Here is a 22,351-nt window from a genome sequence, read left to right as displayed (position 1 = left end):
TGTCGAACTTGCCTCCCCGGTCGCGGCGCCCGCCCGGCAGCGGCTCCTCCTCGCCGCGGTCATGTCCGGGTTGATGCTCGCGATGCTCGACCAGACGATCGTCGGCACCGCGCTCCCCCGCATCGTCACGGCGCTGGACGGGGGCGACCTGTACCTGTGGGTCGTCACCGCCTACCTCGTGCCAGCGACCGTCACGCTCCCGCTCTACGCTCGGCTGTCGGATCGCCTCGGGCGCCGCGACCTGCTCCTCGTCGGCATGGCGCTGTTCCTCACCAGCTCGGCGCTGGCGGGCGCGTCGCCGTCGATGGAGTGGCTCGTGGGCGCCCGCGCGATCCAGGGCGCGGGCGCCGGCGCGCTGGAGTCGTTGTCCTTCATCCTGATCGCCGACCTCTACGGCGGGCGCCGCAACGCCGCGCTGCAGGGCGCGATGGCGGGGATGATGGGCATCGCGTTCCTCGCCGGGCCGCTGATCGGCGGCGTGCTGACCGACCACGTCGGCTGGCGCGCGTGCTTCACGGTCAACCTCCCCATCGGCCTGGTCGCGATGGTCGCGGTCGCGACGCTGCTGCCGCGCTCGGTCGGGCGCAGCGAGGGCCGCGACGTCCCGCTCGACCTGGCGGGCATCGGCCTGCTGCACGCCGCCGCGTCGCTGTTGTTGGTGGGGTGCAACGAGCGCACGCACGCCGACGCGGCCACCGGCGCGCTGCCCGCCTGGACCGAGCCGAAGGTCGGCGGCCTGATCGCCGCCGGGCTCGTGCTGGCCGTCGTCCTGCTGCGCGCCGAGCGGCGCGCCGCCGCGCCGATCGTCCCGCTGCGGCTGCTGGCCGACCGCCGCGTCGGCGCGATCTGCGCGGCGGGCACGTTCGCGGGCTTCGCGCTGTTCTCGGGCGTCCTGCTGCTGCCGCGCTACTTCCAGGTCGCGCGCGACGTCAGCGCGACGCACTCGGGCCTGCTGATCTACCCGCTGCTGCTCGGCGTGCCGCTGGCGGTCAACGTCAGCGCGGCGGTGATCGTCCGGCGCCTGGAGTTCCGCGTCCCGATCCTGTTCGGCATGGGGTTGGTCATGCTCGGCGCGCTGGGCTTCGCGACGTTCGACGCCGACACGCCCGACGGCCTCTCGTTGGTGTTCATGGCCTTGCTCGGGCTCGGCGTCGGGCCATCGCTGTCGGGCCTGCAGATCGCGCTCCAGCGCACGGTCGCGCCGCGCGACATCGGCGCGGCGATGGGCACGCTGCTGCTGTTGCGCCAGACCGGCGGGGCGATCGCGCTGGCCGCCGCCGAGACCGTCTATGCCGCGGGCCACGACCCGGCGCGCGCGACCGGGACGGCGGTCTTCGCGGTCGCGCCGGCGGGCGCGGCCGCGGCCTAGAGGTCTAGACGCCCGGCTAGGGCGGGCGCCGAAGGTCCGGAGTTCAATGCATCGCGGTGTCTGGAGGCCGCTGGGGATCGAGGATCGGGACGCTGCTGGGCGCGGTGCTGCTCGCGGCCGTGCCGGCCGGGGTCCTGGCGTCGTCGGCGAGCGCCGACCGCCTGATCGTCGGCTACCGGGACGGGGTCGGCGCGGCCCGTCGCGCGTCGGCGCGCGAGGCGGTCGACGGGAAGCTCGTCGGGCGCCTGCCGGCGCTGAGCGCCGACGTCGTGACGGTCCCGGCCGGAGACGGCGCCGACGCGCTGGCCGAGCTGCGCGACCGCTCCGGCGTGCGCTACGCCGAGCGCGACGTCGTCGACCGCGTCGCGAGCGTCCCCGACGACCCCGGCTTCGGCTCGCTGTGGAACCTGGCGCGGATCGGCGCGCCGACGGTGTGGGACAGGATCACCGACAGCTCGTCGGTCGTGGTCGCCGTCGTCGACAGCGGCGTCGCGCTCACCCACCCCGACCTCGCGGGCGAGCTGTGGCACAACCCGGGCGAGACCGGCGGCGGCCGCGAGGACAACGGGATCGACGACGATCACAACGGCTTCGTCGACGACGCCGTCGGCTGGAACTTCCACGACAACGACAACGACCCGTCGCCCAACCACCCGCACGGCACGCACGTCGCCGGGACGATCGGGGCGACCGGCGACAACGGGCTGGGCGTCACCGGCGTCGCCTGGCGCTCGACGATCATGCCGGTCGGCGCGATGGGCCCGGACGGCACCGGCTACCGCTCCGACATCGCGCGGGCCTTCGACTACGCCGCGTCCAACGGCGCGCGGATCGTCAACGCGAGCCTCGCCGGCACCGGCCGGTCCGACGTCTACCGCGACGTCATGGCGGCGCATCCCGACACGCTGTTCGTCGTGGCCGCCGGCAACGACGGCTCCGACGACGACGCGGTGCCGATCACGCCGTGCGACGAGGACGTCCCCAACCTGATCTGCGTCGCGGCGAGCGACCGTGCCGACCGCCTCGCCGACTTCTCCAACTACGGCGCGACCGACGTGGACATCGCGGCGCCCGGCGTCGACATCCTCAGCCTCTTCCCCGACGACACGCTGGGCGTGATGAGCGGCACGTCGATGGCGACGCCGCTGGTCACGGGCGTCGCGGCGCTCACGCTCGCCGCGCACCCGTGGCTGACGACGACCGAGCTGCGCGACGCGGTCCTCGCCGGCGCCCGGCGGCTGCCGTCGCTGGACGGCCTGGTCGCCACCGGCGGGCGGCTCGACGCCCCGGGCGCGATGGCGGCCGCGGGCGACCGGGTCGCGCCGTCGACGCCCGCGATCACGGCGCCGGCGGGCGACGGCTGGTCGGCGGGCGCGCCGGTCGTGCGCTGGACGGCGGCGGCCGACGACCAGAGCGGCGTGGCGGGCTACGACGTGGACGTCGACGGCCGCCGGGTCGGGAGCGTCGCGGCCGGGACGACCGAGCTGGCGCTGCCGGCGCTGCCCGACGGCCACCACTCCGTGATCGTCACCGCCCGCGACGGCGAGGGCAACCGCGCGCCGAGCGCGGCGCGGGCGTTCGCCACCGACGCCACCGCGCCGGTGCCGCCCGCGCCGCGGACGCCCGGCGCCCGCGCGCGGGTCCGCCGCGGCGCGCTGGCGTTCGCGTTCGCGCCCGCCGCCGACGCGACCAGCGGCCTGCGCGGGACCGGCGTCCTGCTCGACGGCCGGCCGGTGGCGCTCGACGCGTTCGGCCGCCCGCGCCTGCGCGCCCGGCTCGCCGAGGGCGCGCACCGCTGGAGCACGACCGCGGTCGACAACGCGGGCAACGCCGCGGCGTCGGCGCCGGTCGCCTTCACGCTCGACGACCGCGCGCCGACGGTCTCGTTGGCGGGGGCCCGGCGCCTGCGCGTCCGCGGCGGGACGGTCGCGGTCACGCTGAGGACCGACGAGGCCTCGCGCGCGACCGTCGAGCTGGTCGCCGGCGCGACCGCGGCGCGCGCGCTGCACCTGCCCGTCCGGGGCCGGAGCGCCCGGCTCGGGTCGACGACGGTGCGGCTCGGGACCGCGCCGCGGACGCTGAGGCTCCGGGTCGCGCGCGACACGCTGCGACGGCTCGCGCTGCTGCGTCGCGTCAAGCTGCGGGTGGCGGTCGTCGCCACCGACGGCGCCGGCAACCGCCGGTCGGTCGTCCTCGCCGGCCGGACCTGAGCAGCGCGGTAGGTTGCGGACATGCCCGACGCCCCCGCCACCGCCCCGCTCGCCCAGCTCCGCGCCCGTCTGGCCGAGATCGCCGACCTCTCCATGCTCGGCCACCTGGCGGCGTGGGACCAGCGGACGATCATGCCGCCCGCCGGCGCGAGCGGGCGCGCCGACCAGCTGGCGACGCTGTCGCGACTGCTGCACGAGCGGGCGACGGCCGACGAGGTCGGCGCGTGGCTGGAGGAGCTGTCCGACGCCGACGGGCTGGACGCGCTGGACGCCGACGTCGTCCGGCTGGCGCGCCGCGACCACGACCGCCACCGCCAGGTGCCGGTCGAGCTGGCCGCGGAGCTGGCGCAGGCCGGCGCCGAGGGCCAGGACGTCTGGGAGCGGGCGCGCGCCGACGACGACTTCGCGGCGTTCATCCCCGCCTTGAAGCGCAACGTCGAGCTGGCGCGCGCGTACGCGGCGTGCTTCGCCGACGAGTTCGCGCGGCCCTACGACGCGCTGCTGGCCGACTACGACTACGGGTTGACCTACGAGCGCATCACCGAGGTCTTCGCGGAGCTGACGCGCGAGCTGCCGCCGCTGGTCGAGGAGCTGGCGGCGCGGCCGGCGCCGCGGTCGCTGGACGTGCCGGTCGACGTGCAGGAGCGGACGGTCCGCGCGGTGCTCGCGCGCTTCGGGGTCGACGACGAGAGCTGGCGGGTCGACGTCTCGCCGCATCCGTTCTCCACCAACGTCGGGCTGCTCGACAGCCGCATCACCACGCGCTACACCGACGGCCAGCTGGAGTCGATCCTGGCCGCGATGCACGAGTTCGGCCACGCGCTCTACGACCGGCAGATCGCTCCGGAGCTGTGGCGGACGTCGCTGGGCGACGGCACGTCGATGTCGATCCACGAGTCGCAGAGCAAGTTCTGGGAGAACCACGTCGGGCGGCATCCGGCGTTCACGCCGATCATCGCGGCCGAGCTGACCGCGGCCGGGTACGAGGCGACCGGTGAGGAGGTCTTCGCGAGCGTGACCGCGGTCCGGCCGTCGTTGATCCGCGTCGCGGCCGACGAGACGACCTACCCCCTGCACATCGTGCTGCGCTTCGAGCTGGAGTCGGCGCTGATCGAGGGCACGCTGGCGGTCGAGGACCTCCCGGCGGCGTGGAACGACGGGACCAAGCGGCTGCTCGGGATCGACGTGCCGTCCGACGCCGACGGCGTCCTGCAGGACGTGCACTGGGCCTCGGGCGCGTTCGGCTACTTCCCCTCCTACGCGCTGGGCTGCCTGATCGCCGCGCAGCTCTGGGAGACGCTGGAGTCCGAGCTGGGCTCGCGGTCCGACGCGCTGGCCTCCGGCGACGTGGACGCGATCCGGACCTGGCTGGGGGCCAAGGTCCACCGCCACGGGCGGCGGCTGGACACGGTGCCGGTCGTCGAGTCGGCGACCGGCCGCGGGCTGGACGCGGCGCCGTTCCTGCGCCACCTGGGCTCGCGGCGCTGAACGTCGAAGAACGGCACGAAGACCTTGGCCAGCGGGCCGATCGACAGCGCGTAGAGCACCGTGCCGACGCCGACGACGCCTCCGAGCAGGGCGCCGGCGGCGAGCACGGTCAGCTCGATCGCGGTGCGCGCGGCGCGCAGTGAGTGGCCGCGGGCGGCGAAGCCGGTCATGAGGCCGTCGCGCGGTCCGGGGCCGAAGCGCGCGCCGATGTAGAGGCCGGTCGCGACGCCGTTGAGGACGATGCCGACGATCAGCAACGCGCCGCGCTCGCCGAGCGCGGACGGCTCGTCGAAGGCATCCACCATGACTTGGATGACGAGGCCGATGACGACGACGTTGCTGACCGTGCCCAGGCCGGGACGCTGGCGGAGCGGGATCCAGACCAGGAGCAGCAGGGCCCCGACGATGTCGGTCCAGACGCCGGGGCCGATCGACGAGTGGAACGCCAGGCCCTGGTGCAGGACGTTCCACGGGTTGTTCCCCAGGCCGGAGAGGAGCGTCAGCGCGCTGCTGACGCCGTAGAGCACGAGGCCCACGTAGAGCTGGACGAGGCGCCGGAGGAGGCCCGGTTGCGTGCTGGGGCGCATGGTGCCATGCTGGCGACAGTGGTCCTGTATGGGTAGAGCCAATCGTGAGGTCTTGGCCCCGGCGCTGGCGGCGCTGCTGGGCGACGGGTGGCGGCGTCCGGGCGAGGCGTCGCACGCGCTGGCCGACGCGCTGCGGGCGCTGGTGGTCGACGGGCGCCTGGCGGCGCGCACGCGCGTGCCGAGCGAGCGGGCGCTGTCGGCGGAGCTGGGCGTGAGCCGCGGGTCGGTGTCGCGCGCGTACGACCGGCTGCGCGAGGACGGGTACCTGCTCAGCGCGCGCGGGGCCGGGTCCTGGCTGACGCTGCCGGCGGGCGCGGGCGCGGGCCCGGTGGCCCCGCCGCTGCCGGACGCGACGGCCGTCGACCCGGCGCCGTTGGACCTGTCGATCGCCGCGCTGCCCGCGCCGGACCCGCTGCTGGCCGACGCGGCGGCGCGCGCCGCGGCGGCGCTCCCCCGGCATCTGGCCGGGCACGGGTACGCGCCGGCGGGGCTGATGGAGCTGCGGGCGGCGATCGCGGCGCGGCTGACCGCGCGCGGGTTGGCCACCGCGCCCGAGGAGGTGCTGGTGACGGCCGGCGCCCAGCACGCGCTGCACGTGATCCTGGGGTTGATGGCGGGCCCGGGCGAGCGGGTGCTGGTCGACGCGCCCGCCTATCCGCGCTCGCTGGCGGCGATCCGCGCGGCGCGGGCGCGCGCGGTCCCGGTGCCGCTGGGCGAGGACGGCTGGGACGTCGGCGCCTGGGAGGACACGATCCGCGCGGCGGCGCCGCGCCTGGCGGTGACGGTCGCGGACTTCCACAACCCGACGGGGCTGACGATGAAGGCCGCCGCGCGCGCGGCGCTCGCGACCGCGTGCGCCCGGGCCGGGACGGTGCTGGTCGTCGACGAGACGACCGCGGAGCTGCGCCTCGACGGCCCGCCGCTGCCGCCGCCGCTGGGGTCCTTCGGACCTCCGGGCGCGGTCATCACGGTCGGGACGATGAGCAAGTCCGCGTGGGGCGGCATCCGGGTCGGGTGGATCCGCGCCACCGCGCGGACGGTCCGCGAGCTGGCGGCGACGCGCGCGACCGTGGACATGGCGAGCCCGGTGCTCGACCAGCTGCTGGCGGTCGAGCTGCTCGCTCGCTGGGACGACGTGCTCGCGTCGCGGCGCGCGCTGTTGAAGGACCGGCGAGCGGCGCTCCACGCGGCGCTGCGGGAGCACGCGCCGGAGTGGTCGGCGCGCCGGGTCCACGGCGGGCTGTCGCTGTGGGCGCGCTTGCCGTCGCCGAACGCGACCACGCTGGCCGCCGCCGCGGCGCGCGAGGGGATCCTGGTCGTGCCGGGGCCGGCGTTCAGCGTGGACGGGACGTTCGAGCGCCACCTGCGCCTGCCGTTCTCGCTGCCGCCGGAGGACCTGGAGCGGGCGGTGGCGCGGCTGGCGGCGGTGGGCGCCGAGGTGGCGGGCGCGGCGTCGGCGCGGGACGAGGCCGGGCTCGCGACGGCGATCTAGGAGCCACGCCCGCAAAGCGCCACCGGCGCCCCGGCCGAGGCCGCCCCTACCGCGCCCCCACCGGCGCCTCGTCGCCCTCCGACAGCGGCGGCGCCTCCGGCGCGGCGTCCCCGCCGCCCTCCAGCGGCAGCCGCACGACGAAGCGCGCGCCTCCGCCGGCGGCGTTCTCGGCCTTCACCTCGCCGTGGTGCGCGGCGACGATGCCGGCGACGATCGCCAGCCCCAGCCCGGAGCCGGCCTTGCCCTGCTTGCGTCCGCCCTCGGCGCGCCAGAAGCGCTCGAACAGCTGGTCGTTCTCGTCGGTCGGCAGCCCCGGCCCGTGGTCGCGGACCTCGAGCACGGTCCACGAGCCCTCGTCGCGCGCGTCGACCTCGATCGGCGTGCCGGGCGGCGTGTGCACCAGCGCGTTGCGCAGGAGGTTCGCCAGCACCTGGCGGAGCTGGTGGGGGTCGCCGACCACGTGGACGTGGCCGGCGGCCTGCAGGTCGATGTCGCGATCGGGCGCCGTCGCCCGCGCGTCGTCCACGGCGTCGCCGGCGAGCTTGGCGAGGTCGACGTCCTCGCGGATCAGCTCGCGGACCTCGTCCAGGCGCGCCAGCGTCAGGAGGTCCTCGACGAGCACGCCCATGCGCGCCGCCTCGGCCTCGATGCGCGCCATCGCCTTCTCGGTGTCCTCGGGATCGCGCGCGGCCCCGATCCGGAACAGCTCGGCGTAGCCGCGGATCGACGCCAGCGGCGTGCGCAGCTCGTGCGACGCGTCGGCCAGGAACGTGCGCAGGCGATCCTCCGACGCCCGCTGCTTGGAGAACGCCTCCTCCAGCCGCTCCAGCATGCGGTTCAGCGCCAGGCCCAGACGGCCGACCTCGGTGCGCGGCTCCGCCGGCTGGACGCGGCGGGACAGGTCGCCCGCCGCGATCGCGCCCGCCGTGCGCCCGATGCGCTCCAGCGGCCGCAGCCCGATCGAGACCAACCACCAGGCCAACGCGCCCAAGGCCAACAGGATGCCGACGATGACCGTGCCCTCGATCCGCAGCAGCCGGTGCAACGTCGCCTCGGTGTCCTCCAGCGGGACCGCCGCGAAGCGCACCGAGCCGTCGGTGAGCGTCACGCCGTAGATGCGATAGGACGCCCCCGAGTTGGTGGCCTTGACGGTCGTCGGGCCGCCCGCCGACAGGTTCTTGGGCAGCGTCGGCGCGGTCGCCGTCGAGCCGGGCAGGCAGCCGACGCACTGCGGCTCGTCGCCGCCGCTGGACCGCGTCACGACCCACGTGCCCGCCGGCGCGCCCGGGCCGCCGTGACGCCCCGGACCACCGCCGCCATCGTCGTAGTCGCCGTCGGCCGGCGGCAGCATCGGGTTGCCGTTGTCGTAGCCGCTGCCCAGCGGTCCGCTGCCGCCGCGCAGCGTCCACCGCGCGGCCTGGCGGGCCTGGTCGTCGACCCGGCTGACGAGGAAGTGGCGCTGCTCGGCGTAGGTGACGCCGGCCAGCAGCAGCAGGCCGATCGCCGCCAGCGCCAGCAGCCCCGCGATCAGGCGTGTCCGCAGGGACACGTTCCGGCCGGCTCCCTACGCCCTCGGGGCGCGCAGCGCGTAGCCCACCCCGCGAGCGGTGTGGATCAGCGGCGGCCCGTTCTTGTCGATCTTCTTGCGCAGGTAGGAGATGTAGGTCTCGAGCACGCGGGCGTCGCCGCCGAAGTCGTAGTCCCAGACCTGATCGAGGATCTGCGCGCGCGTCAGCACCCGGCGCGGGTTCAGCATCAGGTAGCGCAGCAGCCGGTACTCGGTCGCGGTCAGCTCGATCAGCTCGCCGCCGCGCGTGACCTCGCGCGTGTCCTCGTCGAGCTCCAAGTCCTCGAACGCCAACTTGCTCGTCTCCGGCTGCGCCAGGCCGGCGCGCCGCAGGATCGTCCGGATCCGCGCGACCAGCTCCTCGAGGCTGAACGGCTTGGTGACGTAGTCGTCGCCGCCCATCGTCAGCCCGCGCACCTTGTCCTCGGTCGCGTCGCGCGCCGTCAGGAAGATGATCGGGACCTGCACGCGCTCGGCGCTGAGGCGCTTGGCGACCTCGAAGCCCTCCATGTCCGGGAGCATCACGTCGAGGACCAGCAGGTCCGGCTTGAACGACGACACCGCGTCCAGCGCCGAGCGGCCGTCGCCGACCGACTCCACGGTGAACCCCTGGAAGCGCAGCGCCATGGAGATGACGTCGGCGATGTTGGGCTCGTCGTCGACGACGAGGACGCGGTGGCTCTCGGGCGTGGCGGTGGTCATCACGCTGAACAGTTTCGGCGCGTTTGCTGTGAGCTTCCTGGGAGCGACCCGGGAAGCCCCCATGAGCCTACGGGTGCCGGAAGAACGGGTGCGCCGGCATGGTGCCCGACCGCGCCTGCGGCGGCGTGAGGCTCACCAGCTCGTCGAGGTGGGCCGCGAGCCGCGCGAGCAGCTTGTCGCGCTGCTCGGCGGTGAGCTTGCCGTCGGTCACGCGCTGGTCCAGCTCCTTGGTGACCGCACCGGTGATCGCCGTCTCGACGTCGTCCAACGACGTGCCCCGCGCCTTGGCGACGTCGGCGATCGACCGGCCCGCCTTGAGCTTGGAGACGAGGTCGTCGCGGCTGAGGCCGAGCGCGCCCGCGGCCGCGTCGATCGCGCCGCCCCGGATGTCCAGGCCGAACCGCAGGCCCGGTCCGCCCTGCGGCGGGCCGCCGAACGCCGGGTGCCCGGCACCGGCCGCGCGCCCGTTCACGCCGGGGCCGCCGACGCCCGGGCCGCCGAGCACCGTGCCCGACCGCGCCCGCGCCTTCTTGATCGCGTCGGCCTGCTCCTGGGTGAGCCTGCCGGCCTTCACCTCGGCGTCGAGCTGGGCGTCCTCGGCCTCGCCGAGCGCGGACTTCAGCGCCTCCGGCGACACGTTGAGCCGCTGCGCGGCGTCGTCGAGGATCGACTGCTCGGTCTTCTGACGGTCGTCGTTGTTGGAGGCCGCGATCGCGGCGCCGCCCCCGGCGCCGGCGGCGAGCACGGCAGCGGAGACCAGGGCGTAGCGCTTGACTCGCATAGCGGGATCGTCCGGGACGAGGCTTAAGCCGACCTGAGAATCCCGTTGGCGTCAGGTTCCGGACGCGGGCGACACCCGGACCCGAACGCCGTGCGGCGGATACCCCACCCCGAGGTTCGGCTGGCAGCCACGCGGACAAGTAGAGATACCCGCACGCTCGGAATCCCCGAAGACGGGCAGTCTTGAGGTGTGCCCACGAAGGTCCTCATCGTCGACGATCACCCCTCCTTCCGCTCCGCGGCGCGCCTGCTGCTGGAGCACGAGGGCTTCGAGGTCATCGGCGAGGCCGAGAACGGCGAGATGGGCATCGAGCGCACCACGCAGCTGCATCCCGACATCGTGCTGCTCGACGTCAACCTCCCCGACCTCGACGGCTTCGACGTCGCGACGCGCATCACGAAGGCCGACGGCGAGCACCTCCCGAAGATCGTGCTGACCTCCAGCCGCGACCCGCGCGAGTTCGGGCCGCTGGTCGGCGCCAGCGGCGCCAGCGGCTTCGTCCCCAAGGGCGAGCTGTCGGCGGCGCGCATCAACGCGCTCCTGCGCTAGCCGCCCTACAGCAGGGCCAGGACCTCCCCCGCGGCGCGCTTGCCGGACGAGATCGCGCCGTCCATGTAGCCGTTCCAGTAGCCCGCGGTCTCCGTGCCCGCCCAGTGCACCGCGCCGACCGGTTGCGTCAGGTACCGCCCGAAGTCCACGAGCGTGCCCGGCGCCAGGACCGACGTCGGGCCGCCGCGCGTCCAGCGCTCCCGCACCCAGTCCTGCTCGAAGTAGTCGACCGGCCGGCGCGCCTGGGCGCCGTAGGCCTGGGCGAAGTCCTCCAGGACCGCCGCGCGGCGATCGGCGGCGCTCGCGGTCTGCCAGGTGCGCCACGAGCGGCCGCCCATGAACCCCATCAACACGCCCGGGGACCCGTCGGGCGGCGTGTTGTCGAACATCGCCGGGACGGCCGCGGCGCCGAGCTTGATCGCCTGGCCGCTGAGGCCGCTGTCGCGCCAGAACGGGCGGTCGTAGATCGCCTCGCACTTGGCCAGCGTCCCGAGCGGCATGCGCCGGCGCAGCGCGTCGTGCTCGGCGGGCAGCAGCGGCGTCCACGCGATCTCGACGGCCAGCGGCGGCGGGATCGCCACCACGACGCGCCGTCCGCGCCACGCGCGCCCGTCGGCCACCGTGACGAGCGCGCCGCCGCCGTCCGGCCCGCTCTGGTCGATCGCGCTCACCGGCGCGTTCATCACCACCTTGTCGCCCAGCGCCTGCGCCATCCTGATCGACAGCAGCTGGGTGCCGCCGACCAGTCGCGAGTCCTGCGCGCCGCCCTTGGACCCGATGCCGCGCTCCAGCGTGCCCGGCGTGCTCTCGTCCCCGTAGCCCGCGATCGTCGCCAGCAGGAACAGCATCGACACGTCGGCCGCGCGGTTGCCGAGCGCCGGCGAGAGGAAGAGGTCGACGAGCTGCAGGATGCGCGCCGAGTTGATGGTGTTGGAGCGGATCCACGTCTCCGCGGTCATCGCGTCGAGCTTCTCGGCGTCCTTGGCGGTCCACGGCGCGTCGACCGGGAAGTCCTTGGCCATCGCGTCCAGCCGCAGGATCATCTGCGCGAGGTCGGGCAGCGCCAGCAGGTCGGGCGGGATGTCGCCGGTGTAGCGCGTCGCGCGGCCGTCGGCGACGTAGACGTTGGAGCCGTCGCGGTAGCCGGGATAGGTCGCGATGCCCAGCTCGTCGCACAGCGCGAGCACGTGGTTCTGCGTCGGGCCGACGTACTGGCCGCCGGCCTCGGTGACGTCGCCGCCGCCGAGGTCGTGGTTGAGCGTGCGGCCGCCGACGCGGTCGCGGGCCTCGAGCACCACGACGCTGCGGCCCGCCGCGGCGACCCGGCGCGCGGTCGTCAGCCCCGCCAGGCCGGCGCCGACCACGACGACGTCCACGGCGGTCGCGTCGGCGGCGGCGCTCCCGGCGGCGCCTCCCGTCGCCGCCGCGGCCTCGGCGCCGCGGGCGAGCAGGAGCCCCGCCCCGCCGACCGCCCCGCCCTTGAGCATGGTCCTGCGCGTCAGTCGTGCATCAGGCATCGAGGGTGCCAACGCGTTGGCGCGCCCGAACTTGCGCCCAGATCTCCACACCGATCAGGACGATCGCGGGCGGGATCGTCGCCGGGAGCACGTCGACGACCAGGAACAGCTGGTCCCACGCCAGCGACACGAGCAGGACCGCGATCGCCGGGATCAGCTGCGGCCGGCGCTCGATCGCCAGCAGCCCGCCGAGCACGCCGGCCGCGAAGAAGTCGCCGTAGCCGAGCGAGGCGTAGTGGAACGCCGCGGACTGCAGCTGCGGCAGCCCGGCGCCCGGCTGCGCGGCGATCAGCACCGCGTTGGGCTCCTGCAGGGTGTTGCCGAAGACGAGGATCGCGTCGGAGATCGCCATCGCGACCAGCCCCAGCTTGAGCAGCAGCGTCGGCGCGGCGCCGCCCAGCAGCCGCCCGAGCGTCACGCACGACCCCATGATCAACAGGATCGTCGCGACCTGGCCGCCGCGCGCGTCCTGGTCGGCCCACGCGACCGCCAGCAGGACCGCGGCCAGCGGCGCCAGCCACCAGCGCGCGCCGCGCATCGCCCAGCCGAGCGCCAGCGCGCAGCCGGGCGGGACGAGCAGCAGCGCCACCCACGTCAGGACGTCCGCGCTGACCGAGGTGACGTCGATCGCGACGATGACCACCACGATGCACAGCGGCAGCACCAGCGCCCACCAGCCGTTGCGGAACCGCGCCAGCGCGCGCGGGACGCCCGCGGCGGGCAGCGCGACGCACGCGGCCTGCGCGACGGTCAGCACCAGGTTGTCGGCCTCGAACCACACCGGTGCGCCGGACGCTAGCGGGCTAAGCTGCGCCGCGCCCATGGCCGTCCCCACCCTGCGCACCGTGCGCGCCACGCGCTACGTCACGCCCCTGCGCGAGGGCGGCTCGATGCCGGGCCTCTTCGAGGCCGACGACGACGGCCTGTACGTCGTCAAGCTGCGCGGTGCCGGCCAGGGCGTCAAGGCGCTGGTCGCCGAGATCCTCGTCGGCGAGGTCGGGCGCGCGCTCGGGCTGCGGGTGCCGGACCTCGTGTTGGTGGACATCGACCCGCGCCTGGCCGACGCCGAGCCCGATCCCGAGATCCAGGAGCTGGTCCAGGCCAGCGGCGGCGTCAACGCGGGGCTGGACTTCCTGCCCGGCGCGCTGCCCTTCTCCCCCGCCGCCCCGGTCGGGCTGACGCCCGAGCGGGCCGCCGACGTCGTCTGGTTCGACGCGCTCTGCGCCAACGTCGACCGCACGCCGCGCAACCCCAACATGTTGATCTGGCACGGCGACCTGTGGCTGATCGACCACGGCGCCGCGCTGTACCGCCACCACACGCCGTCCTGGCCGTCCGGGGCCGCGGAGGCCGCGTTCCCGCTGATCGCCGACCACGTGCTGCTGCCGTTCGCCGGGTCGATCCTGGAGGCCGACGAGCGGCTGGCGCCGCGCGTCGACGGCGAGGCCGTGGCGCAGATCGCCGCGCAGATGCCCGACGACTGGCTGGGCGAGGATCCGGAGACCGCCAGGCGGGACTACGCCGAGCACTTCGCGCGGCGGCTCGCCGCGCCGCGCGCGTTCGCCGCCGAAGCCGAGGAGGCGCGCCGTGCCGGCCGCTGACCAGGACGCCTTCCAGTACGCGATCTGGCGGATCGTCCCGTCGGTCGAGCGCGGCGAGGCGCTGAACGTCGGCGTCGTCGTCTTCTGCCGCCGGCGCAAGTTCCTGGAGGCGCGCACGCGGCTGGACCCTGGGCGCCTCCACGCGCTCTTCCCCGGCCTCGACGTCGAGGCCGTCCGCCGCCATCTCGACGGCCTGGTCCGGATCGCCGACGGCGACCCCGCGGGCGGCGCGGTCGCCAAGCTCGACCAGTCCGAGCGCTTCGGATGGCTCACCGCGGCGTCGTCGACGATCGTGCAGCCCTCGCCGATCCACACCGGCCTGTGCGACGACCCCGACGCGGTGCTGGACCGCCTCTTCAGGCGTCTCGTCGCCTGAGGTTCCCCACCAGCAACGCGACCACGACCACCAGGTAGATCTGGCCGGTCAGCATCTCCAGCACGGAGATCGAGCGGCCGACGTCGCCGTGCGGCGTGAGGTCGCCGAAGCCGGTCGTCGTCAGCGCCGTGAACGAGTAGTAGATGCGCTCGCCCGACGTGCCGTCGGTGCCCTGCGCGAAGAAGTCGCCGGGCCCGGCCGCCGCCACCGCGCCGTAGACGTCGGCGAACAGCAGGCCGACCAGCAGGTAGATGGCCAGGCCGCCGCCGACCGCGTGGACGGTCACGCCCGCCGCGCGGACGTGGGCGATGACGCCGAGGGCCACCGTCCCCACCATCGCCCCGGCCAGCACGCCGCTCAGGCCGAGGACGAGCCAGGTCGGCAGCGCCACGCCGACGGCGCCCAGCGCGCCGAGGACCGCGGCGGCGCTCGCGATGGCGGTCAGCGCGCGGCCGGTCGCGTCGCGCGCGGCGATCGTCACCATCGTCAGCAGGATCGCCTGGAGGACGAGCGCGAGCCCACGCCCGAGGTCGTCGTCGGGCAGCGCGATCGTGGCGACCACGACCAGCGCCGTCGCGACCGCGACCCGCCCGTAGCGGTGGGTCGCGACGCCTTCCTCACGGCCGATCGGAGGCATGGTGCCCACGGCGTTCGACGCCGCGGGCACCGCCTCCTGCTCGGGTCGGGGTTACCGCGCCTGCGCGGGAGCGGGCGCGATCGCGTGGTTGGCGTGGATGACGTCCTGCGGGTCGTAGGTCGCCTTCACCGCCCGCAGCGCGGCGAACACGTCGGTGTCGAACGCGCGGCTCACGTCGCTGGGCGCCTCGGCGAAGTTGAGGTAGATGCGCTCGGCGTGCTGCGGGGCCAGCGCGGCCTTGAGGACCTCCAGGTGCGCCGGGATCGCCTCGCCCAGCTCCGGCGTCATCGGGACGCCGAGCGCGAACAGGACGTAGGACGCATCCAGCCGCGAGCGCGCGCCCGCGTTGGCCGGCACGCGCGCCAGCGCGCCGCCGAGGTGGCGCAGCTCGGCCACCAGCAGCGGCGAGCTCGAGCCGGGCCCGGCGACGTCGACGAACGCGTCGATCGCCTCGGCCGGCAGCTCCGCGAGCATCGCGTGCGTGCCGATGCCCGGCGTCGGCTGCTCGGGGTCCATGTGGAGGTGGCTCAGCGCGGCGGGCGGCGAGATCTGGAACAGGTCGACCTCGGGCTCCAGCGCGCGCAGCGGCGCCAGCACCTCGCGGGCGTAGGCCTCGTTGCCGATGACCGCGCCGTCGAGGCAGACGAACGAGCGGCCGCGGAACGGCTCCGGGATGTCGGGGATCGGCGGCAGCTGGAGGATGCGCGCCGACGTCGTCGCCGACTCGGGCGCGTCGAGCGTCCACTCGCGCCAGGCGTGCAGGACCTCGCGGGCGCGCTCCCACGGCCACAGCATCGCGCCGGCGTAGAGCTCGGGCATCGCGATCAGCTGCAGCTCCATGTGCGTGATGATCGCCGGCGAGCCGGTGCCGCCGCGCAGCGCCCAGAACAGCTCGGGGTGGGACTCGGCGTCGACGTGGACGTGCTCGCCCTGGCCGGTGACGACGTCGAAGGACAGGACCGAGTTGCAGCACAACCCGAAGGCGCGGGCGAGCCAGCCGATGCCGCCGCCCATGACGTAGCCGACGAGGCCGACGTCGGGCGACGAGCCGCCGAGCGCGGCCAGGCCGAGGTCGGAGGCGGGCGCGGTCAGGTCCGCGCACAGCGCGCCGGCCTCGACGCGGGCGGTGCGGCGCGCGGCGTCGATCTCGACGCCGCGCATCAGGCGCGTGCTCAGCAGGATCTCGTCGGCGGCGGCGCCGACGCGGGCGGACGCGTTGTGGCCGGTGCCCTGCGGCGCGACGCGCAGGCCGGTGGAGTGCGCGAAGCGGACGATCGCCGAGACGTCCTGCGCGGTGCGCGGCTCGGCGACGAGCGCCGGGCGCTGGTCGACGACGACGTTCCAGGCCATGCGGGCCTCGTCGTACCCGGCGTCGCCGGGGGCGTGGAGGTTGCCGGTGAACTGCTCGCGGAGGGTGTCCAGCTCCAGGGCCGGACGAGCGGAGGTGATCAAGGTGAGGTCCTTCTCGGGGAGTCGGGGCGGGGTCGATGCGCATCCTCCACCCCGGCCACCGGCCCCGCATCAGGGACATCCCCCAAATCCGCCGGGTGCTGCCACGAGTGCGGGCAGCCGCACCCGGGCGCGCGGACCGCGTTCGACGGGCGTCCGGCCCGCCGCGGATCAGGCCCGCGAGGCGCGGCGCTCCTGCAGCGCCGCGATGCCGCCGCGCAGGAACGCGAAGGCGTCGTCGAGCTGGGCCAGGCCCTCCTCGTCGATGCCCTTGGGCTCGTGGCCGTCCTCGTCGGCCTTGCTCGACATCGCCATCAGCGCGGCGATCGCGGCGGCGGCCACCAGCCGCGGCTGGAGGTCGTCGGGCGCGTCGCCCAGGTCGCGGGCGACGTTCTCGGCCAGCAGCCGCTCGAAGCGGCCCATCAGGTGGCGCTCGTGGGCCTCGAGGACCTCGTTGCCGGCGATCAGGCGGCGGCGGCAGGCGTCGCGCTCGTGATCGTGGTCCTTGTCCTCGATCAGCGTGCCGATCCAGGCGCGGACGGCGTCGAACGTCGTCTCCTCGGGCCCGCGCTGGTCCATGTGGGCGTTGAGCGCCTCGAAGCTCTCGTCGAAGTCGCCGAAGAGCACGGCCTCCTTCGACGGGAAGTAGGAGAAGAACGTGCGCGGCGCGATGTCGGCGGCCTCGGCGATCTCGGCGACGGTCGTCGCCTGATAGCCGCGCTCCCGGAAGAGCCGGATGGCCGCGTCCTCGATGTTCCGACGCGTCTGTTCCTTCTTGCGTTCCCGCAGACCCATGGGCCCTTGCAGTCTATCCGACGGAAGTGCAGAACTGCACCATCTGTCTGTTTGCACAAGCCGCATTTCTGCACTCGTTGCAAATCTGCGCGGAGTGTGCTTCTCTGGGAGGCCATGCGTCGCCTTGCCGCCCTCTCCCACGACCACCGTCGCCTCGTCGCGACGGTGTGGATCGTCTTCATCGCCGCCGCCGGAGCGCTCGCCGCGGGCGTCGGCTCCGGATACGTCAACAACTTCACGCTGCCGGGAACGGAGTCCCAGCGCGCCCTCGACCTCCTCCGCGACCGCTTCCCCCAGCAGGCGGGTGACACGAGCCAGATCGTGTTCCACGTCCAGCGCGGCTCGCTCAACGACCCGGCGACCAAGGCGAAGGTGAACGCCTTGGTCGCCGAGGTGTCCAAGCTCCCGTCGGTGTCCGGGGCCGTCAGCCCCTACGCCAGCGCCGGCACGATCAGCCAGGACGGCAAGACCGCCTACGCGTCGCTGCTGTTCGACCGGCAGGCGGTCGACCTCGACAAGGCGGACGTCGACCGCGTCGTCGACACCGCGCACGACGCGGCGACCGGCGGCCTGCAGGTGGAGCTGGGCGGCCAGGCGATCCAGATGGCCGAGCGGCCGGAGACCGGCGCCGGCGAGGTGATCGGCATCGTCGTGGCGATCGTCGTGCTCGTGCTGGTGCTCGGCTCGGCGGTCGCGATGGCGATGCCGCTGCTGTCGGCCTTCGCGGCGATCGCCGCCGCGATGGGCCTGGTCTACGCCGCGACCGGCGCGTTCTCGATCGCGGACTTCGCCCCCACGCTGGCGGTGATGATCGCGCTCGGGGTCGGCATCGACTACGCGTTGTTGGTGATCAACCGCTTCCGCGGCGAGCGCGCCGGCGGCGCCGACGTGCGCGAGGCGACGCTGACCGCGATGGACACCGCGGGCCGCTCGGTGCTGTTCGCGGGCACGACGGTCGTGATCGCGCTGCTGGGCATGCTGCTGCTGGGGGTGTCGTTCCTCAACGGTCCGGCGATCGCGTCGGCGGCCGCCGTGGCGGTGACGATGCTCAGCTCGCTGACGCTGCTACCGGCGCTGCTCGGGTTCTGGGGCAGGCGCGTGAAGGTGCCGTCGATCGACGTCGAGCACGCCGAGCCGCGCGGCTGGGGCCGCTGGAGCGCGCTGGTCGCGCGCCGCCCCGGCGCGTTCGCGGCCGGCGCGCTGGTCGTGCTGCTGCTCGTCGCCTCCCCGGTCCTCGGCATCCGCCTGGGCTCCAGCGACGCGGGCAACAACAACCCGAGCACGACGACGCGCAAGGCCTATGACCTGCTCAGCCGGGGCTTCGGGCCGGGCTTCAACGGCCCGCTGCTGGTCGTCGCCGAGGTCAAGCCGGGCGACGGCGGCCAGGCCCAGCTGGTCAAGCTGCGCGGCGCGCTGTCGAAGGCCCGCGACGTCGCGGCGGTGTCGCAACCCAACGTCAACGAGCAGGGCGACGCGGCGACGTTGACGGTGATCCCGGCCAGCAAGCCGCAGGACGCGGCGACCAAGGACCTGCTGTCGAACCTGCGCGACCACGTCGTGCCGGGCGTGCGGGCCGCGTCGGGCGGTGCGCTGGAGGCGGTGTCGATCGGCGGCGCCACGGCATCGACCGTCGACTTCGGCGACGTGCTGGCGGGCAAGCTGCCGCTGTTCATCGGCGTGGTGATCGGCCTGTCGCTGCTGCTGCTGGCGGTCGTCTTCCGGTCGCTGCTGATCCCGGCCAAGGCGGCGGTGCTCAACCTGCTGTCGATCGGCGCCGCGCTGGGCGTCATCACCTTCATCTTCCAGGACGGCCACCTGGCGTCGCTGATCGGGGTCGAGACCACGTCGCCGATCGAGCCGTTCCTGCCGGTGATGCTGTTCGCCATCATCTTCGGGCTGTCGATGGACTACGAGGTCTTCCTCGTCACGCGGATGCACGAGGAGTGGGAGCACACGAAGGACGCCGGGTTCGCCGTGCGCCACGGCCTGGCGCTGACCGGCAAGGTCGTCATGGCCGCGGCCATCATCATGATCTCGGTCTTCGGCTCCTTCGTCCTCGGCGACGACCGGACGATCAAGCTCTTCGGCGTCGGCCTGGCGTCGGCCGTGCTCTTCGACGCCTTCGTGATCCGCCTGGTGCTGGTGCCGGCGCTGATGCACCTCTTCGGGCGCGCGTCGTGGTGGATGCCCGCGTGGCTGGACGCGCGGCTGCCGCGCCTGTCGATCGAGGGGCCGGCCGAGGAGGCGGAGAACCGCGTGAAGGTGCCGGCGTAGGTCGCGCTGTCGCGCTCGACGCCGTTCGGCACCCAAGCAAGGGATCCGGGTCGCTCTATGTCGGCATAGCCGCCATAAATCGACCCGGAACAGGTTCTCCGCAGTTCGAGGCCATGCGGCCAAAACCTGACGTGTACGTAAAAAAGAAGTTCGGGTAACATCGAACCTCGATGTCTGCCGCGAACGCCTCTCCCGCCCCACGTCGCCGCATCGGCGTCCACGCCGAGCACCCGAGCTACAAGTGGTGGGCGCTCAGCTGCACGTCGCTGGGCATGCTGCTGGCGACGATCAACTCGGGCACGCTCGTCATCGCGCTGCCGGATCTGGAGAAGGCGCTCGGGGTCTCGCTGCTCACGCTCGTCTGGGTGATCCTCGCGTTCATGATCGCCAGCACCGTGCTGGTGCTCACGTTCGGGCGGCTCTCGGACCTCTTCGGGCGCAAGCGCGCGTTCGTCACGGGCTTCGCGGTCTTCACGGTCGCCTCGCTCGGCGCCGGGTTCGCGTCGGGCGGCACCGACCTCATCATCTGGCGCGTGGTCCAGGGCATCGGCGGCGCGCTTTTGTTCGCCAACGCCTCCGCGCTGGTCACCGACGCGTTCCCCAAGGAGCAGCTCGGCGTGGCGATGGGGACCAACGTGATGGTCGCCGGCGTCGGCCTCGTGCTCGGCCCGGTGCTCGGCGGCGCGCTGGTGGAGATCTCCTGGCACTGGGTGTTCTGGTTCAACGTCCCGTTCGGGATCGCGGGCACGCTGTGGGCCGCGACCGTCCTGCAGGAGCTGGTCCGCCCGGAGGTCGACCACCGCTTCGACTGGCCCGGCACCTTCACGTTCGTCATCGGCCTCACGGGCCTGACCTACGGGATCTCGCGCGGCGGCATCGTCGGGTGGGACGACACCCACACGATCGTCGCGCTCGTCGTCGCCGCGGTCCTCCTCCCCGCGTTCGTGCTGACCGAGCTGCGCCATCCCTCGCCGATGCTCGACCTCGGCCTGTTCCGCGACCGCGGCTTCGCGGCCGCCACCGGCGCCGCGTTCCTCAACGGCCTGTCGCGCTTCGCGCTGACGTTCGTCTTCGTCCTCTACTTCCAGGGCGCGCTGGGCGACGACCCGATCCTCGCCGGCCTCAAGCTCGCGCCGATGGCGCTGGGCATGCTGATCTCCTCGCCGCTGGCCGGCGCCTACGCCGACAAGCACGGCGCGCGGTCGCTGGCCGCGCTGGGCATGGTCGTCGTCGCGGTCAGCCTCGCGGGCATGACGATGCTCGGCACCGGCTCGTCGTACTGGCTGGCCGCGTTCTGGCTGCTGGTCAACGGCCTCGGGTCCGGCATGTTCAACTCGCCCAACACCGCCGCGATGATGGGCTCGGTGCCCGCGCACCGCCGCGGGATCGCGGGCGGCACGCGCATGATGTTGCAGAACACGGGCTCGGTGCTGTCGATCGCGTTCGTGCTCGGGATCATCACCGCGGCCGTCCCGACCAACGTGCTGCTGTCGATCTTCTCCGGCGTCACCTCCGGGCTGAGCGACGCCGCGCTGGAGCCGTTCATCCACAACATGCACGTCGCGCTGTGGGTCCTGGCCGGGACCGCCGTCCTCGGCGCGCTCGTCTCGCTCCTACGTCCGGCGACGCGCCGGGAGGCGCAGGTCGAGGCCGCCGAGGTGGCCGCGTGAGCGCGTCGACCGAGACCGCGCCCTTGCGCATCGGCGAGGTCGCCAAGCGCGTCGGCACGACCACGCGCACGATCCGCTACTACGAGGAGATCGGGCTCCTGCGCACCGGCGGCGCCGAGCGCGAGGCCGGGCAGCACCGCACCTACGGCGAGGAGGACGTCGAGCGCCTCCGCGAGGCGCTGCGGCTGAAGACGCTGCTCGGCGTCTCGCTGGAGGAGCTGCGCGAGCTGCTGGCCGCCGAGGAGGAGCGCGCCGCGCTGGCCGAGGAGTGGCACCACGGCAACCCGGGCAAGCGCCGCCGCCGCGAGATCCTCGACCGCGCGCTGGCCCACGTCGAGCGCCAGGCCCAGCTGCTGGCCCGCCGCCGCGACGAGATCGCCGCGTTCGAGCGCGACCTCGACGAGCGCCGGGAGCGCGTCAAGGCGCGCATGGCCGAGCTGGGCTAGGTCCCGGCCACCCGGCCCGCCCGCTCGGACGCGGCGCTAGTGTCGACGGCATGAGCCTCACGCACGCTCCGGGGCCGCTCGCCGGGGAGCCCGGCCCCGCCAACTACGCGATCGACGGGCCGCGGCATCGGCTCCTCGCGACGCCGCTGCCGCGCCGCGTGCGCGCCGAGCTCGGCGGCGAGACCGTGATCGACACCGAGGGCTCGATCCTCGTCCACGAGACCGGCCTGAAGCCCGCCCTCTACGTGCCGCTGGCCGACGTGCGCGCCGACGCGCTCACGCGCACCGACCACGCCACGCACTGCCCGTTCAAGGGCGACGCGTCCTACCGCACGGTCACGGTCGGCGACCGCGTCGCCGAGAACGCGCTGTGGGTCTACGACGAGCCGCTCGCCCCGGCCGCGTGGCTGGACGGCTACGCGGGCGTCTACCTGGAGCGCTTCGACCGCCGGCTGGACGAGGACGACGAGGTCCAGGGCTTCCCCGATCCCTACCACCGCGTGGACGTGCGCCGGGCGGCCGGGCACGTCGAGGTCACGGCGAAGGACGGCCAGGCGATCGCGTCCTCCGACCGTGCGCTCGTGCTCAGCGAGACCGCGCTGCCCAACCGCCAGTACCTGCCGAGCGAGGACGTGACCGCGACCCTGCACGGGCCGACGGAGACGACGTCCTGGTGCCCGTACAAGGGCACGGCGACCTATTGGACCGTCGAGCTGGCCGACGGCACGCGCCTGGAGGACGCCGCCTGGTCCTACGAGGATCCGTACGCCGAGGCGACGCGCGTCAAGGGGCTGGTCTCCTTCTGGGGAGACGCTCACACCGCGTTCATCAGATCTTGAGG

Annotated in this window: 19 protein-coding genes; 11 read left to right on the top strand and 8 right to left on the bottom strand. The window is 74.3% G+C overall.

Annotation, left to right across the window (positions count from 1 at the left end):
* Positions 1 to 61: 61 nt before the first annotated feature.
* The 4 genes from VFG42_RS05540 to VFG42_RS05525 all read left to right on the top strand — a co-directional run bounded on the left by VFG42_RS05540 (position 62) and on the right by VFG42_RS05525 (position 7,146).
* A complete protein-coding gene (locus VFG42_RS05540; RefSeq protein WP_324906103.1) occupies positions 62 to 1,369 on the top strand; it encodes an MFS transporter in 1,308 nt (435 codons plus the stop codon).
* A gap of 56 nt (positions 1,370 to 1,425) precedes the next feature.
* On the top strand, positions 1,426 to 3,579 hold the full coding sequence (locus tag VFG42_RS05535) for a S8 family serine peptidase (protein ID WP_324906101.1): 2,154 nt from the start codon (positions 1,426 to 1,428) through the stop codon (positions 3,577 to 3,579).
* A 21-nt stretch (positions 3,580 to 3,600) separates the two neighbouring features.
* Positions 3,601 to 5,067, top strand: coding sequence for a carboxypeptidase M32 (locus VFG42_RS05530; protein WP_324906099.1), 1,467 nt, complete (start codon positions 3,601 to 3,603; stop codon positions 5,065 to 5,067).
* 639 nt (positions 5,068 to 5,706) lie between these two features.
* A complete protein-coding gene (locus VFG42_RS05525; RefSeq protein WP_324906097.1) occupies positions 5,707 to 7,146 on the top strand; it encodes a PLP-dependent aminotransferase family protein in 1,440 nt (479 codons plus the stop codon).
* Between the two features lie 46 nt (positions 7,147 to 7,192).
* Here VFG42_RS05525 and VFG42_RS05520 read toward each other — a convergent pair whose 3' ends face one another.
* The 3 genes from VFG42_RS05520 to VFG42_RS05510 all read right to left on the bottom strand — a co-directional run bounded on the left by VFG42_RS05520 (position 7,193) and on the right by VFG42_RS05510 (position 10,196).
* A complete protein-coding gene (locus tag VFG42_RS05520) occupies positions 7,193 to 8,695 on the bottom strand; it encodes a HAMP domain-containing sensor histidine kinase (RefSeq protein ID WP_324906095.1) in 1,503 nt (500 codons plus the stop codon).
* A 15-nt stretch (positions 8,696 to 8,710) separates the two neighbouring features.
* Positions 8,711 to 9,415, bottom strand: a complete 705-nt coding sequence (locus tag VFG42_RS05515) for a response regulator transcription factor (RefSeq protein ID WP_324906093.1) — start codon at positions 9,413 to 9,415, stop codon at positions 8,711 to 8,713.
* A 67-nt stretch (positions 9,416 to 9,482) separates the two neighbouring features.
* On the bottom strand, positions 9,483 to 10,196 hold the full coding sequence (locus tag VFG42_RS05510; protein WP_324906091.1) for a hypothetical protein: 714 nt from the start codon (positions 10,194 to 10,196) through the stop codon (positions 9,483 to 9,485).
* Positions 10,197 to 10,385: 189 nt separating this feature from the next.
* Between VFG42_RS05510 and VFG42_RS05505 the strand changes: the two genes are divergently transcribed.
* Entirely contained in the window at positions 10,386 to 10,745 is a 360-nt protein-coding gene (locus VFG42_RS05505) for a response regulator transcription factor (protein WP_324906089.1), read from the top strand.
* A gap of 5 nt (positions 10,746 to 10,750) precedes the next feature.
* On the opposite strand, the gene VFG42_RS05500 is transcribed toward VFG42_RS05505, so the two are convergent.
* Positions 10,751 to 12,262, bottom strand: coding sequence for an NAD(P)/FAD-dependent oxidoreductase (locus VFG42_RS05500; RefSeq protein WP_324906087.1), 1,512 nt, complete (start codon positions 12,260 to 12,262; stop codon positions 10,751 to 10,753).
* Positions 12,255 to 13,043 (bottom strand): hypothetical protein, encoded by a 789-nt coding sequence (locus VFG42_RS05495; protein WP_324906085.1) that lies wholly within the window; start codon positions 13,041 to 13,043, stop codon positions 12,255 to 12,257. Before VFG42_RS05495 ends, VFG42_RS05500 begins: the two co-directional genes overlap by 8 nt.
* Before the next feature lie 40 nt (positions 13,044 to 13,083).
* Between VFG42_RS05495 and VFG42_RS05490 the strand changes: the two genes are divergently transcribed.
* Positions 13,084 to 13,863: a HipA family kinase gene (locus VFG42_RS05490; RefSeq protein WP_324906083.1), complete on the top strand. Its 780-nt coding sequence runs from the start codon at positions 13,084 to 13,086 to the stop codon at positions 13,861 to 13,863.
* Positions 13,850 to 14,239 carry a DUF3037 domain-containing protein gene (locus tag VFG42_RS05485; protein WP_324906081.1) on the top strand — a complete coding sequence of 130 codons (390 nt, stop codon included), beginning with the start codon at positions 13,850 to 13,852 and terminating at the stop codon, positions 14,237 to 14,239. The genes VFG42_RS05490 and VFG42_RS05485 overlap by 14 nt, the downstream gene beginning before the upstream one ends.
* On the opposite strand, the gene VFG42_RS05480 is transcribed toward VFG42_RS05485, so the two are convergent.
* The 3 genes from VFG42_RS05480 to VFG42_RS05470 all read right to left on the bottom strand — a co-directional run bounded on the left by VFG42_RS05480 (position 14,220) and on the right by VFG42_RS05470 (position 17,120).
* On the bottom strand, positions 14,220 to 14,876 hold the full coding sequence (locus VFG42_RS05480) for a potassium channel family protein (RefSeq protein WP_324906079.1): 657 nt from the start codon (positions 14,874 to 14,876) through the stop codon (positions 14,220 to 14,222). The two genes, VFG42_RS05485 and VFG42_RS05480, sit on opposite strands and share 20 nt — an antisense overlap.
* A gap of 51 nt (positions 14,877 to 14,927) precedes the next feature.
* Positions 14,928 to 16,328 carry an FAD-binding oxidoreductase gene (locus VFG42_RS05475; protein ID WP_324906077.1) on the bottom strand — a complete coding sequence of 467 codons (1,401 nt, stop codon included), beginning with the start codon at positions 16,326 to 16,328 and terminating at the stop codon, positions 14,928 to 14,930.
* A 168-nt stretch (positions 16,329 to 16,496) separates the two neighbouring features.
* Entirely contained in the window at positions 16,497 to 17,120 is a 624-nt protein-coding gene (locus VFG42_RS05470) for a TetR family transcriptional regulator (RefSeq protein ID WP_324906075.1), read from the bottom strand.
* 114 nt (positions 17,121 to 17,234) lie between these two features.
* Between VFG42_RS05470 and VFG42_RS05465 the strand changes: the two genes are divergently transcribed.
* The 4 genes from VFG42_RS05465 (at position 17,235) to VFG42_RS05450 (ending at position 22,349) form a co-directional block, all read left to right on the top strand.
* Positions 17,235 to 19,394, top strand: coding sequence for an MMPL family transporter (locus VFG42_RS05465; RefSeq protein WP_324906073.1), 2,160 nt, complete (start codon positions 17,235 to 17,237; stop codon positions 19,392 to 19,394).
* A 170-nt stretch (positions 19,395 to 19,564) separates the two neighbouring features.
* Positions 19,565 to 21,064: an MFS transporter gene (locus tag VFG42_RS05460; RefSeq protein ID WP_324906072.1), complete on the top strand. Its 1,500-nt coding sequence runs from the start codon at positions 19,565 to 19,567 to the stop codon at positions 21,062 to 21,064.
* Positions 21,061 to 21,510 (top strand): MerR family transcriptional regulator, encoded by a 450-nt coding sequence (locus VFG42_RS05455; protein WP_324906070.1) that lies wholly within the window; start codon positions 21,061 to 21,063, stop codon positions 21,508 to 21,510. Before VFG42_RS05460 ends, VFG42_RS05455 begins: the two co-directional genes overlap by 4 nt.
* A gap of 50 nt (positions 21,511 to 21,560) precedes the next feature.
* A complete protein-coding gene (locus tag VFG42_RS05450; RefSeq protein WP_324906068.1) occupies positions 21,561 to 22,349 on the top strand; it encodes a DUF427 domain-containing protein in 789 nt (262 codons plus the stop codon).
* Positions 22,350 to 22,351 lie beyond the last annotated feature (2 nt).

The organism is Baekduia sp. (assembly GCF_035685985.1).
Lineage (GTDB): Bacteria > Actinomycetota > Thermoleophilia > Solirubrobacterales > Solirubrobacteraceae > Baekduia.
The sequence above is the reverse complement of the archived record's forward strand: the minus strand, read 5'-3'. Positions and strand labels throughout refer to the sequence as shown.